The organism is uncultured Sulfitobacter sp. (assembly GCF_947499945.1).
Classification (GTDB): Bacteria; Pseudomonadota; Alphaproteobacteria; order Rhodobacterales; family Rhodobacteraceae; genus Sulfitobacter.
This window is the reverse complement of the sequence record NZ_CANMQD010000004.1, coordinates 203,589-215,975: the sequence shown is the minus strand read 5'-3', so window position 1 is coordinate 215,975 and position 12,387 is coordinate 203,589. Positions and strand designations below refer to the sequence as shown.

The window sequence follows — 12,387 nt, the reverse complement described above, 5'->3', positions numbered from 1 at the left end:
TGATCATGGACGGAAAGAAATAGCTTCGCCTGTCTTGGAAGCTTGATCCGCACCATTCATTTCTCTCGATGCCCGGTCGGTTTGTGTGAACCTCCGGATCGATTGTCAAAACTCTTTTTGGCGGCTGTTTCATACTGACCGAAGCAGAGTCTGCCAGATCGGTTCCGTACCTGCGAAGTTAGCCAGTGACGATCACGCAAGGTTTGCGAAATGCCCGAAATAGTGCGCGGAAAATCCTGTCCGCAGTTTGCCTGCTGTGCCGAGACTGGACGCGGATGTGCACCCTATTGCCTGCGGCCGTTAAGTCCTCAACATTACGCAGGCATTGAGGAAACCAGCAATCAGCTCAAACGGCGTAGACGATGATATTAGTCGCGGAACGATTGCCTTGCTAAGTGCCAGATTTCTGACGTTTTACCATAAGGATAAATACCTTCAGGTAAGTTGCGCTGCAACGGGACAATCCGGTTTTTCAAGATGGGATCGGTTTTGATGGCGCTATAATCGCTATCGCAAAACGCGGATATGAAAGTGGAAATTAAGTCCCAAGTAAGCGCTTAGTTAACAATTTCTCGGGATGCGCCTCGCGCGGCAACCTCGAATTGGGAAGTGCTTAAAAAGTGCTTTCGAAGCAGCAAATCTGGCGACATCATTGGCTGGCGAGCCACAAGAGTAAAACTCATAAATCTGCTGTATAGGTTACTTTCGATTGGCGTGTTCGCCTTAGCGGTGCTCCTAAACAGTGCGCTTTGCTACTCGGCGCTGCTGCAAACGGCTGATGCTTCAACTCCACCTGCGCCTCTTGTCGCGGATTAGGTGGGTCTGCTGAATTGATCTTGACATCTTCGGGTTTGAATACTGTCTTATATTGGATCAACGGCCAGTTCGAAGAGGCTTTTCACAAAACAGATTCAACTGCATGATCGGCCTCCAGAAACCAATTTGGTTTAGAAATTGCAGGCGCGCTTATCAAGGCAACAGACCTCTAATGCGTAAGCGTGCAGGCACTTCTTGGGCGCCTGCTAAGAAACTTCGGGTACATTCCTTCTGGGTCAGAACAGGAAGTCGTCTATGTCTATCAGGCCGACCGCGTCGTTAAGTATGATTGAGTTGCCCGCGCCATCTTCAATAACCGCATCTCCGCCTGCTGCAAAGATGCTCAGGTCTGTAATGCCGCTCACCCCGGCGTGACCCGAGAAATCTAGCATGTCGGCGCCATCGGTGAAATCGGCGATAGTGTCGTTCCCGAAACCCTGAGCGAAGACGAAAACGTCCGCACCGCCATTGCCGCGCAGCAGGTCATTGCCCGCACCACCTTCCATCACGTTATTGCCTACGCTGCCATTCAGCCGGTCACCAAAGCGCGAGCCAGTTAGGTTCTCGATTTCGGAAAACGTATCGCCCGCAGCATGGCTGCCCGTGCCGCCCCCCGCGTAACCGGTCAGCAACGACACGTTCACCCAGCCCGCAGAATTCACGTAGCTCGCGGTGTCGGAGCCGCCGTTGCCGTCCAGCGTGTCAGCGCCCAGCAATCCCTCGAGCACGTTGTTGCCATTGTCGCCATTCAGCCTATCACCAAAGCGCGAGCCGGTTAGGTTTTCGATGCCGGAAAACGTATCGCCGATCGCATGGCTGCCTGCGCCGCCCCCTGTGAAGCCGGTCTCCAACGAGACATTCACCCAGCCTGCGCTGTCGTCAAAGGTGGCGGTGTCGATACCATCGCCCCCCTCCAGAACATCCGCTCCACCGCGTCCGCGCAGGATGTCATTTCCATCCCCACCATGCAGGACGTTGACGCCGTGATCGCCGCTTAGCAGGTCGTCAAAGCCTGACCCTGTCAGGTTCTCGATTAAGGACAGTGTATCGCCCGTCGCATGGTTGCCCGGTCCGCCGCCCGTGTAGCCCGTCAGAAGGGAAACGTTCACCCAGCCTGCGCTATCGTCATAGGTCGCCGTGTCAATGCCACTGCCACCTTCCAGAACATCCGCGCCACCGCGCCCGCGCAGCAGGTCGTTGCCGCCAGCTCCAGATATCCGGTTTGCCCCGTGATCGCCCGACAGGATATCGCTGTAGTTGCTACCGGTCAGGTTCTCTATGCTGTCAAACGTATCGCCAGCCGCGCCGCCCCCCGCATAGCCGGTCATCAAGGACACGTTCACATTAGCATTTGTACCCGCGTAGCTGACTGTGTCATTGCCATTGCCACCCACCATCGCCATCGAGCCACCGAAACCCTTTAGCAGGGAGTCGTCGCCGTCGCCACCGTCCAGTAGTTTGGTAAATGTAATTCCTCTCAGGATGTCGTTGTAGCGAGAGCCTCTCAGGCCCTCCACGCCAAACAATACATCGCCAATCGCGTGGTTTCCCACGCCGCCAATGTAACCTTGGTCGTAACCATTCGTCGACATCATCACAAAGGACGGTGAACTCGCATAGCTTACAATGTCGAACCCGCTCCCGCCAACAAGGGTATCCGCACCAGCTCCGCCTTCCAGCAAATTGTTGCCATCGTCGCCGGTCATCCGGTCGTCAAAACGTGATCCTGTCAGGTTTTCGATGCTGGAAAAGGTATCGCCGATCGCATGGCTGCCAACGCCGCCCCCTGTGAAGCCAGTTGCCAACGAGACGTTCACCCAGCCTGCGCTGTCGTCGTAAGTCGCTGTGTCGCCGCCATCGCCGCCCTCAAGCGCATCCGCGCCGCCACGTCCGCGCAGCAGGTCGTTGCCATCTCCGCCCGACAGCGTGTTTGCCCCATGATCGCCCGACAGGATGTCGTTATGGGCCGACCCCTCCAACGCCTCGAACCCCGAGATCACATCGCCCGACGCGTCGTTGCCCGCCGCCCCACCGGCGTAACCGGTCAGCAGTGATACGTTTACCGCTGCCGAACTGGAATCGTAGCTTAGCGTGTCGGTCCCATCGCCACCTGACATTGTGTCAGCGCCGCCGAGACCTTCCATCCAGTCATCCGCATCCTGCCCCTGAAACGTATTGGCAGCATCCGTGCCGACCCACTGCGATGCAAATCGCTGTCCGAAGATGCCGTCGGCGCTGCCGTCGGGCGACATCCAGACAATGAGGACTGCTCCATCATCGCTCACCTCGATGTCGGGATAGGCTTGGCCCCCTTCCAGAGTCGTGGGCACGCGGGTCTCATCCCCCACTTTCACTCCATCCGCATCAAAGCGCTGCATGTAGACGCCCGCCTCCATGTTCGCGCCGTCCTGACCGCTCCAATATTCGTCATTGTCTGTCCAGGCTACGATAAATCCACCGTCAGGCGTGCCTGCAACGGATGCAAGATGCTGATAATTGGCGGTATATGTGTTAACCGGAAATTCGGCACCCAAAGTGGAGCCATCCGCGGCATACCGCTGACCGCGCACGCCGTAGTAGGTGTCTGATTCCTGATCCCAAGACTGCCAGACGACGACAAAGCCGCCACTCGCAAGGCTGGAGACTTGGGGCAGTCTCTGTTCGTCAGTAGTGTAGTTGTTGACCCGGAATTCAGACCCTGCGACGCCTGCCGCGTTGTAAACGCGACCATAAATGCCTTCCTCACTGCCATCCTGACCGTCAGAGGACCAGACTGTAACAAACCCGCCGCTGTTCAGTGCGGTCAGGGATGAATTTATTTGATTGTCAGCGGCATAGGTATTCACTGCGAATTCGCTGCCCACCATTGTCGAGGTGGCGTCAAACCGCTGGGCCTTGATGTCGATCGGGCTGTAGGTGCCGTCGATCTGATCCCAGCTCACAACAAAGCCACCGTCATCCAGCGCAGTGATCTCGGGGTTGGTACGACGTCCTGATACAGTGGTGTTGACCAGCTCCTCGCCACCCATCGCGGTACCGTCGGCCATATAGCGGCGCATATAAATTTCGCCCTCGTCAGTCTGATAGGCGATCACAAAACTGCCGTCTGCCAACGTATCGACTGCAGGACGGTCGCTCGTGTATTCGGGGATCGTATTGACGGTAAATTCCGCGCCCACCTTATTGCCATTGGCATCTAGAATCTGCGCCTTAACGTCGTAAACATTTCGCTTGTACGAACTTCCGGGCACCAAAGTTCCGATGTACGACTCCCATACCACTACGTAGCCACCGTTCTGGAGGGAGCTGATCTTGGGGCTGGACTGGCCGTTCTGAATGTTTGTATTGATTTGAAATTCAGATCCAAGCGGCGTGGCAGTAAAGGTCATTTGAGTTCCCCCATAAATTCATGCGAATTCAATCTTCCGGAAAACCCAGTGCTCCCGGCCCCTCATTTTAACATTTTGGTACATTGGCCATTATTGATTTACGTCAATCAGCATCGGGTGACGTAGGGTAATGCAGCGCGCATTATTCGTGTTTTTCAAACCAAATCCGAAGCTCTATCGCGAGCGTTGCTTGAGCCTTTGAAGATCCACGCCCGCGTTTGGTTCCTGTCCAATTCGATTCCGCCATCACCCTGGGGCAAGATCAGTTCATGCCACTATTTAGCGATCTGTTTGAGGACTTCGCCTACTGGAGGTTTGGTGCATAACGGCACAGGGCCTGCTCCAGTCAGTCCTTGAAGATGGTGATCTTTAGTTTGGGATTTGTGCTGACGAATTGCTCGCCGCTCTGGCTCGATTTTATTCGATCCGGTACAGGGCTGCCATGTGCATCAGCTCTTCTTCAGGAAGAACGTCTATAGACCTATGGACCAGGTCATAGAGCCTGACGCCGTTAAAAAGCTAAACGGCAAGAATAGTCAATTTAGCCTAATATCGAGCGTTGAGTGGTATTTTGCGCAGCATCCCTTAAAAAATTAATTAAGTGCAATTACTTAAGGATATTTTGCGCGAATTGCGTCTGCACCAGATGTGTGACTACTCCTCTTCCAACGGACCCTTGAATCCAAGCGCCACTACGAATTTTTCGGAGCTATCCTGACGGCTTGAGGGCGGTTTGAAGTTTGCAACCTTCGTAAAGCGTTGCTTGAGCAGCTTTTGTAAATCGCCTTCGGCCCCGCCTGCGAGTGTCTTGGCGATGAATGTGCCACCTTCCTCCAATACGTCAAAAGCGAAATATGCTGCCGCTTCGCACAAGGCAATAATGCGGTTGTGGTCTGTCTGTTTATGCCCTGAAGATGAAGCAGCCATATCCGACATGACCACATCTGCCATACCGCCCAGCCATTCCTTAACTTTGAGGTCGGCGTCATCTTCCATGAAATCAAGCTGATGGATGTCACAGCCTGCAATCGGCTCCATTTCCTGCAGATCGATGGCGAGGATTGTACCTTTTGCCTTGCCGCTCTTTTCGCCCAAAATGTTCGAGCGTTTGACCGCCACCTGACACCAGCCGCCTGGGGCAGCACCAAGGTCCACGATCCGCGCACCTGGCACGAGAAAGCGGTATTTGTCGTCAATCTCCATAATCTTGAACGCCGCGCGTCCGCGATAGCCTTCGGCCTGTGCGCGCTTTACATAAGGGTCGTTCAATTGGCGCTGCAACCATCGGGTCGAGCTAAGCTTGCGCCCGCGTGCCGACTTTACCTTGACCTTGAGGTCGCGTTGACCGCGCCCCGAAGTGTTCTTGGTCGTGTTCTTGCCTGTCGGCGTCTTGCCCATCAGAATGTTCCTTCTTCGAGCACGCCGTCCGCGCTCATTTGTGCGTATAACAGACCTTCGCGCAGACCGCGATCCGCAACACTCAGGCGGTCCGTGGGCCATGCACGCATAAGTGCCTGCAAAATAGCCGCTCCCGACATGATCAGCGCTGAGCGGTCATTGCCGATACAAGGGTCAACCCGCCTGCCCTCTGGCCCCATGGCCAGATACCGGTGAATGACTTTGTCAATCTGCTCCGTGCTCATGCTGATGCCGTCCACTTTGGTGCGGTCATAGCGGCGCAGGCCCAGATGGCTCGCCGCGACGGTTGTGACTGTGCCGGACGTGCCAACAATCTGGAACCGCTCTTGCGGTTGCGCGGACTGATATGGCGTGAAATCGGCAAGGTTTTCTTCAAAGAACCAGCTCATTAGCGCAAAGCGTGCCGCATCATCCTCCACATCCGAGAACTGATCGCGCAGGGTTGCCACGCCTAGGGGCACTGAAATCCAGTCCACCACTTTAGCCGCTGGAATATCCGTCACAGCCTGTACAAACCCGTTGTGCAACCGCATGATTGATTGCGCACGGTCTTTCTTCGGCACACCAGAGATATCGATCCACACCAGCTCGGTCGAGCCGCCGCCAATGTCCACAACCAGCAGGTTTTCCGTTTTGCGGCTCACCAGTGGCGCACAGGAGATGACTGCAAGCTGGGCCTCCTGCTCGGGTGCGATGATCTCGAGGCGCAGCCCCGTCTCACGGGTGATGCGGCGCATAAACTCATCACCATTAGAGGCGCGGCGACAGGCTTCTGTCGCCACGAGGCGCATCTTGCGGACTTTGTTCCGGCGGAGTTTTTGCTGGCAAATTCGCAATGCCTGAATGGTACGCGCCATCGACCCGCGCGACAACCGCCCGGTTTTCTCAAGCCCTGCCCCCAATTGGACGGACTTCGAGAAACTATCCACCACATGAAACCCCGCACCTTTCGGCTGGGCGATTAACATGCGACAGCTATTTGTGCCCAGATCTAGGGCCGCATAGAGGTCGTTCGATCTGGACGAAACTGGCGCGGGGCTCAGAGCCGTCTGTGATTTACGTTCGAGCGCACCCGCACCTTTGGAGCGCTTTGGCGCCATGACATGCGCCTTTCATTACGAGTTGGGATTAGAATACGACCCCCACTCCATCTGCGCAAGCACCGTTCACCCCTATGCACAGGTATTTTTAGACAAGCTCAAGATGATGATGCGAAATATGACGACTTCCACGTCTCGCGCCACTTCTGGCAAAGGTGTAGCGTTAAGTCGCGGATGGAACCGCGATTGTCGAAAACGACAGTCGCGCGTCGCCCATCCTCCGCTAGAGAGAGCGGGTAACATCGGTTCGGGAGGAATCGCGTATGGCAAAAGTTGTGATCGTCTATTGGCGGGATATCCCTGCACAAGTCATCGTTGGCAAAGGTCGCCGCGGTGAAAAGCGCATATTGCCAGAGCGGTTCGAGCAGGCAATCGACCGCGCCGCCATGAAAGTTGGTGCAGAAGATACCGACGCCTACCTTGCCGAATGGCGCAAAGCCGATGCTATTGAAATTGAAGGTGAAGATGCTGCTGTGGCTGATGCCGAAGCTGCGCGTCTGGATGCTGAATATGACCGTGAGCGCATAAAAGCGCTGATTGCAAACGATGGTTGGGCCTGATCCCACTGCTTTGACACTGTAAGGAGCCTGCGCATGGCACTGCTTAACTTCCGCAAAAAAGAAACTGTTCCAGATGAAGTGAACCCGCAGATCGAGAGTTTCTTGCAGGACTTCTCTATCGAGGTCATGCCGCGCACCGCCGAAAAGGTTGAGGATTTCCGTGAACTGCTGCCCGAAGCTACGCGTGTCTATATCGCCCACATTGAGGGCACACCCATCGAGGACATGGTTGCCACAGCCGTGCGTTTGAACAACGATGGCTACAAGGTTATGCCGCATTTTCCTGCGCGTATTATCAAGGACCGTGCGACATTGGCCGACTGGATTGCCCGTTATCGGGGTGAGGCGAATGTCGATCAAGCGCTGCTACTCGCAGGGGGTGTTGCTACGCCCCACGGTGAGTATAGCGATAGCATGCAGTTGTTGGAGACCGGGCTATTCGACGAGGCAGGGTTCAAACATTTGCACGTCGCTGGGCATCCCGAGGGCAACCGCGATATTGATGCAAAAGGTACGGCCAATGTCGACGCGGCTCTGCAGTGGAAAAACGACTTCCAGACCCGCACAGATGCGAAAATGGCCATCGCCACGCAGTTCGCCTTTGAGGCAAAGCCGATCATCGCGTGGGCCGACAGTCTGGCTAAGGCTGGTATCACGCTACCTATCCATATCGGCATCGCCGGTCCGGCCAAGCTGCAAACCCTCATCAAATTCGCTATCGCCTGCGGTGTTGGTCCTTCCCTCAAAGTGCTCCAAAAGCGTGCGATGGATGTGACCAAGCTGCTGTTGCCCTATGAGCCGACAGAGGTATTGACCGAGCTTTCAGCGCACAAAGCGGCCAATCCTGACTTCAACATTTCCCACGTGCACTTCTTCCCACTAGGCGGGATCAAGACAAACGCCACATGGGCGCACACACATGGCGGCGCTGCTGCTGTCCCTGCCAACGCCTCCTGAAGGCCAAAGATTTCCCAAGGACTGTCTTACATGACCAGAACAATCGTCGAATCCAAAACCAAGACTGCCATCATCGGCTTTGACCAGCCCTTTTGCGTCATCGGGGAGCGGATCAACCCTACAGGCCGCAAGATTTTGGCCGAAGAACTGGAGCGCGGTGACTTCTCGCGTGTTGAAGCTGACGCTGTCGCACAGGTCGCGGCAGGTGCCAACATCCTTGATGTGAACTCTGGCGCGGTGTTCTCCAACAAAATGGCCGAGGACCCGCGTTATGCTGACAATAACTTTGTCGAGCCGATGTTGATGCCAGAAATGATCAAGCGCGTGCAGGCCGTGACTGATTGCCCGATCTGTATCGACAGTTCGGTGCCTGGTGCGCTTGAGAACGGTCTGGCAGCTTGTGAAGGCCGCCCGCTGCTAAACTCGGTTACGGGGGAGGAAGATCGTCTTGAACTGGTCCTGCCACTGGTCAAGAAATACAATGTGCCTGTTGTGGCGATTTCCAACGACGACACCGGTATTTCCGAAGACCCTGACGTACGTTTCGCCGTGGCAAAGAAGATCGTCGAGCGTGCAGCAGACTTTGGCATCCCTGCCCATGATATCGTGGTCGATCCGCTGGTGATGCCGATTGGTGCCATGGCGACTGCGGGTCATCAGGTGTTCACTCTGGTCCGCCGTTTGCGCGAAGAGCTGGGCGTGAACACGACCTGCGGTGCCTCCAATATCAGCTTTGGCCTGCCCAACCGTCACGGGATCAACAATGCCTTCCTGCCGATGGCGATGGGTGCTGGTATGACGTCGGCCATTATGAACCCGGTCGCCCTGCCCATCAACGCAGCCAAGATTGCGGAGAAAAAAGCCGAGCTTGCCGCCCTTGGATTGGTTCTGCCCGAAGGGATGGACGACGAGGTATTTGTGAATCTTTTTGGCATGGGCTCCACCCTCCCGCGCCCCGGCAAAGAGATGGAAGCCATCCGCGCCGCCAATTTCCTCTTTGACCGTGACCCCCATGGCGGTGACTGGATCAAGTTCAACAAAACCGCGCCAAAAGCGGGTCAGGAAAACCGTGGTCGCGCAGGCCGCGTTGGTGGCCGCCGCCGCGGGTGAATTCACTTTACGATTAAGGTTTAAGGGCAGCATTATGTGCTGCCCTTTTTCGTTTATCTTACCTGCTAAAGCCGTCATTCTAGCATTATGATGATAAGATCCGCCCAAATTACCGATGCACCAAGCATCGCTGTGCTTTCCGTTGAGGTGTGGACAGGTACCTATCTCAAACGCGGGATTGGCGCATTCTTTGCGGATTATGTTCTGGGTGAGTTCACCTCGGCAAAGACCAACGCGCTGATCCATGACCCGTGGCAGCACATGTGGGTTGCAGTGGCAGAGGACGGAATTGTGGGCGTGCTGCGCCTTACGTCTGACGCCTGCGGTCCTGTGGCAGAATGCTCTGACTGGGAGATTGCCACGCTTTATGTCCAGCCCCGTCACCACGGAAAAGGATACGGCACACATTTATTGAAGAAGGCATTTTCCTATGCCAAGAGCAATGATGCGCCCTCTGTCTGGCTCGCGACGAATGCCGAGAATACCCCTGCCATCCAGTTCTATCTTGCCCAAGGATTCAAGCATATTGGCGAGACGCATTTCAGGATCGCGGATGAGGCTTACCTGAACAACGTCTATGGATATACGCTGTAAAGCGGTGACTTAGGGAATTATGGTGGTCCCAGCTGGATTCGAACCAGCGACCTCTCGCTTCGGAGGCGAGCACTCTATCCAGCTGAGCTATGGGACCGCACAGGGGCGGTATAGTGCCTGCGCCCTGCCCCTGCAATTCAAAAGCAGAGGCGATCAGGCGAAAAGATCATGGGCAAGTTCGAGCGCGTCAATCAGGACGTCAACTTCATCCGTCGTGTTATACATGCCAAAAGAAGCGCGGCAGGTGGCGTTGAGGTCAAGATGGTTCATCAATGGCCCGCAACAATGCTGCCCTGCGCGCACCGCCACCCCCTTTTTGTCGAGAATGGTCGAGATATCGTGGGCATGGGCAGCGCCATCCATTGTGAAGGAGAAAATCGCCGCCTTGTTGGCCGTCGTTCCTTGTACCTGAATCCAGTTTAGCCCTGCCAGTTTTTCAACGGCATAGTCACGCAACAGCGCCTCATGTGCGGCGATGTTATCCAGCCCCACCTCGGTCATGTAGTCGAGTGCCACGCCAAGGCCGATGGTCTGTACAATGCCCGGCGTCCCTGCTTCGAACTTCATGGGCGCATCGTTATATACCACACCCTCTTTGCTCACTTCGCGGATCATATCACCGCCGCCAATGAAGGGGCGCATCTCGTCCATGCGGGACGATTTGACATAGACAGCACCTGACCCTGACGGACCATAAAGCTTATGCCCCGTCAAACAGTAGAAATCACAACCGATGTCCTGCACATCTACTGGCATGTGCACAGCAGACTGGGAGCCATCAACCAGCACGGCAATATCTTTTGCATGGGCCGCTGTCGTAATGGTTTTGACATCAACAACAGTGCCTAACACATTGGACATATGGGTAATTGCAATCAGTTTGGTACGCGGTGTGATCGCGTCAATCACCGCTTGGGGATCAAGCGCGCCTTTGGCATCTACGTCAACCCATTTGATGACCACGCCCTGACGCTCACGCAGGAAATGCCAAGGCACGATGTTGGCATGGTGCTCCATAACGCTCAGGATGATCTCGTCGCCCGCCTCCATGCGTGGCATGGCCCAGCTGTAGGCGACCATGTTGATTGCCTCAGTTGTGCCCGAGTTAAAGATGATCTCATCCTCTGAGGCCGCATTGATAAAGCGTGCAACTTTGCCGCGCACAGCCTCATATTTATCTGTGGCGAGGTTGGACAGATAATGCAGGCCGCGGTGCACGTTGGCATATTCATGGCTGTAGGCTGTAGTGATCGCATCGATCACAACCTGCGGCTTTTGCGCCGAGGCACCATTGTCGAGATAGACAAGCGGCTTGCCGTTCACTTCACGGCTCAGGATCGGGAAATCACGGCGGATTTTCTTTACGTCATACATTTGCGGGTACTCCCATGGCCCCAAGGCCGATCATGCCGATCAAAATCGCCAATCCAAAAACGATGCCTACAGCGGCAAGCACGATAACGCCGACCCCGTACATCAATCCCGGAAGGCGCAGTGCCTCCGTGATGAAATTCACTGTAATCCAAAGCCCCAATATGCCGATCCCGAGGGAGAACAGCTGCCCTATTACAGGCGAGATAAGCATCAGGAAAAACATTACTGCCTGTGCGATCGCCCGCAGCCCCTGAAGCCAAACGATCAAGGCTAGCAGGTCGCCCAGATCGCCCTGCCCGCCCAATGCGCGACCAGTCCAGTAAAACCCGTGCACGGTCAGCACCAGCACACCCGCGACAAGCGTAAAAAATAGAACAGGATTTCGGAACAGCGCAGGCAGGGCCGAGGTATCGCCCAAAAACAGCGAGAAGCTGTAGATGATGCTATTAACACAGGCCACGAGGACCAGACCGGACCACAGCACATCACGGCTGAGGTTCAGGGATATAATTTTTTGTGCTGCGGTGCGTGGGCTTTGGATTGTCTCCAGCGCCAGCCCTTTCAGAGCGTCAGTATTCATCATTCGCTTGCACCATCCGCGCTCAGAAGCCCCGAAACCCAGAACCAGCCGAACACGGCCACCCAGATCACGCCAACCGCCTGTAGTTGTATTCCAGGCCCTATGAAACCCGCCGTTAATCCCATCAAGAGGGTGACCGGCGTCAAAGCCAGCAGCGCCCAGATCAGGGTAAAGCGAATTTCATATCCTGTAATCTTGCGCCGCGCGATACGGGCAAGACCCCACACGACCAGAGCAAAGAGATAGATCAGGATCGGCAGGATCAGAATGTAAAAGAACGCACTCCAATACAGACGCGCCTCAAACGGAATATCAGGATCAATCTGCGCTTCGCGTGCTTGGTACGGTGTGACTGCGATAAACATCAGCACCCCTGCAATCAGCACGAACAAGAGTGCACGCACCTCGTTACGGCCCTGCGCCAAAAAGCATGAGACAACACGCCCTGGCCCTTTGTAAGTGGCCAAGATATCCTGTGTGAGCGCCAT

At 55.4% G+C, this 12,387-nt stretch carries 10 protein-coding genes and 1 tRNA gene; 4 read left to right on the top strand and 7 right to left on the bottom strand.

From position 1 onward, the window contains the following. Positions 1-1,052: 1,052 nt before the first annotated feature. From Q0775_RS16495 to Q0775_RS16485, 3 genes are all read right to left on the bottom strand, one after another. On the bottom strand, positions 1,053-4,205 hold the full coding sequence (locus Q0775_RS16495) for a calcium-binding protein (protein ID WP_298863435.1): 3,153 nt from the start codon (positions 4,203-4,205) through the stop codon (positions 1,053-1,055). A gap of 654 nt (positions 4,206-4,859) precedes the next feature. Beyond that, on the bottom strand, positions 4,860-5,603 hold the full coding sequence (locus Q0775_RS16490; protein ID WP_298863428.1) for an RlmE family RNA methyltransferase: 744 nt from the start codon (positions 5,601-5,603) through the stop codon (positions 4,860-4,862). Next, entirely contained in the window at positions 5,603-6,724 is a 1,122-nt protein-coding gene (locus Q0775_RS16485; RefSeq protein ID WP_298863425.1) for a Ppx/GppA phosphatase family protein, read from the bottom strand. The genes Q0775_RS16490 and Q0775_RS16485 overlap by 1 nt, the downstream gene beginning before the upstream one ends. A 263-nt stretch (positions 6,725-6,987) precedes the next feature. Here Q0775_RS16485 and Q0775_RS16480 point away from each other — a divergent pair, with 263 nt between their 5' ends. From Q0775_RS16480 to Q0775_RS16465, 4 genes are all read left to right on the top strand, one after another. Then, the gene (locus Q0775_RS16480; protein ID WP_298863422.1) at positions 6,988-7,284 is read left to right on the top strand and encodes a virulence factor; all 297 of its coding nucleotides are present in this window, start codon (positions 6,988-6,990) and stop codon (positions 7,282-7,284) included. A gap of 33 nt (positions 7,285-7,317) precedes the next feature. After that, positions 7,318-8,241 (top strand): methylenetetrahydrofolate reductase, encoded by a 924-nt coding sequence (locus Q0775_RS16475; RefSeq protein ID WP_298863419.1) that lies wholly within the window; start codon positions 7,318-7,320, stop codon positions 8,239-8,241. Positions 8,242-8,271: 30 nt separating this feature from the next. Next, on the top strand, positions 8,272-9,351 hold the full coding sequence (locus tag Q0775_RS16470) for a methyltetrahydrofolate cobalamin methyltransferase (RefSeq protein ID WP_298863416.1): 1,080 nt from the start codon (positions 8,272-8,274) through the stop codon (positions 9,349-9,351). A gap of 87 nt (positions 9,352-9,438) precedes the next feature. Beyond that, positions 9,439-9,945: a GNAT family N-acetyltransferase gene (locus Q0775_RS16465; protein WP_298863413.1), complete on the top strand. Its 507-nt coding sequence runs from the start codon at positions 9,439-9,441 to the stop codon at positions 9,943-9,945. A 20-nt stretch (positions 9,946-9,965) separates the two neighbouring features. Here Q0775_RS16465 and Q0775_RS16460 read toward each other — a convergent pair. The 4 genes from Q0775_RS16460 to Q0775_RS16445 all read right to left on the bottom strand — a co-directional run bounded on the left by Q0775_RS16460 (position 9,966) and on the right by Q0775_RS16445 (position 12,387). Next, positions 9,966-10,042 (bottom strand) — tRNA-Arg (locus Q0775_RS16460). Positions 10,043-10,098: 56 nt separating this feature from the next. Next, positions 10,099-11,319, bottom strand: coding sequence for a cysteine desulfurase (locus tag Q0775_RS16455; RefSeq protein WP_298863410.1), 1,221 nt, complete (start codon positions 11,317-11,319; stop codon positions 10,099-10,101). Then, positions 11,312-11,902: a YIP1 family protein gene (locus tag Q0775_RS16450; protein WP_298863407.1), complete on the bottom strand. Its 591-nt coding sequence runs from the start codon at positions 11,900-11,902 to the stop codon at positions 11,312-11,314. Before Q0775_RS16450 ends, Q0775_RS16455 begins: the two co-directional genes overlap by 8 nt. Further along, on the bottom strand, positions 11,899-12,387 hold the full coding sequence (locus Q0775_RS16445) for a YIP1 family protein (RefSeq protein ID WP_298863405.1): 489 nt from the start codon (positions 12,385-12,387) through the stop codon (positions 11,899-11,901). Before Q0775_RS16445 ends, Q0775_RS16450 begins: the two co-directional genes overlap by 4 nt.

Bases quoted from the DNA above. Each gene is read 5' to 3' on its own strand.
- Q0775_RS16495 (WP_298863435.1), bottom strand. From the start codon at position 4,205: ATGACCTTTACTGCCACGCCGCTTGGATCTGAATTTCAAATCAATACA.
- Q0775_RS16490 (WP_298863428.1), bottom strand. From the start codon at position 5,603: ATGGGCAAGACGCCGACAGGCAAGAACACGACCAAGAACACTTCGGGG.
- Q0775_RS16485 (WP_298863425.1), bottom strand. From the start codon at position 6,724: ATGGCGCCAAAGCGCTCCAAAGGTGCGGGTGCGCTCGAACGTAAATCA.
- Q0775_RS16480 (WP_298863422.1), top strand. From the start codon at position 6,988: ATGGCAAAAGTTGTGATCGTCTATTGGCGGGATATCCCTGCACAAGTC.
- Q0775_RS16475 (WP_298863419.1), top strand. From the start codon at position 7,318: ATGGCACTGCTTAACTTCCGCAAAAAAGAAACTGTTCCAGATGAAGTG.
- Q0775_RS16470 (WP_298863416.1), top strand. From the start codon at position 8,272: ATGACCAGAACAATCGTCGAATCCAAAACCAAGACTGCCATCATCGGC.
- Q0775_RS16465 (WP_298863413.1), top strand. From the start codon at position 9,439: ATGATGATAAGATCCGCCCAAATTACCGATGCACCAAGCATCGCTGTG.
- Q0775_RS16455 (WP_298863410.1), bottom strand. From the start codon at position 11,319: ATGTATGACGTAAAGAAAATCCGCCGTGATTTCCCGATCCTGAGCCGT.
- Q0775_RS16450 (WP_298863407.1), bottom strand. From the start codon at position 11,902: ATGATGAATACTGACGCTCTGAAAGGGCTGGCGCTGGAGACAATCCAA.
- Q0775_RS16445 (WP_298863405.1), bottom strand. From the start codon at position 12,387: ATGGCGCTCACACAGGATATCTTGGCCACTTACAAAGGGCCAGGGCGT.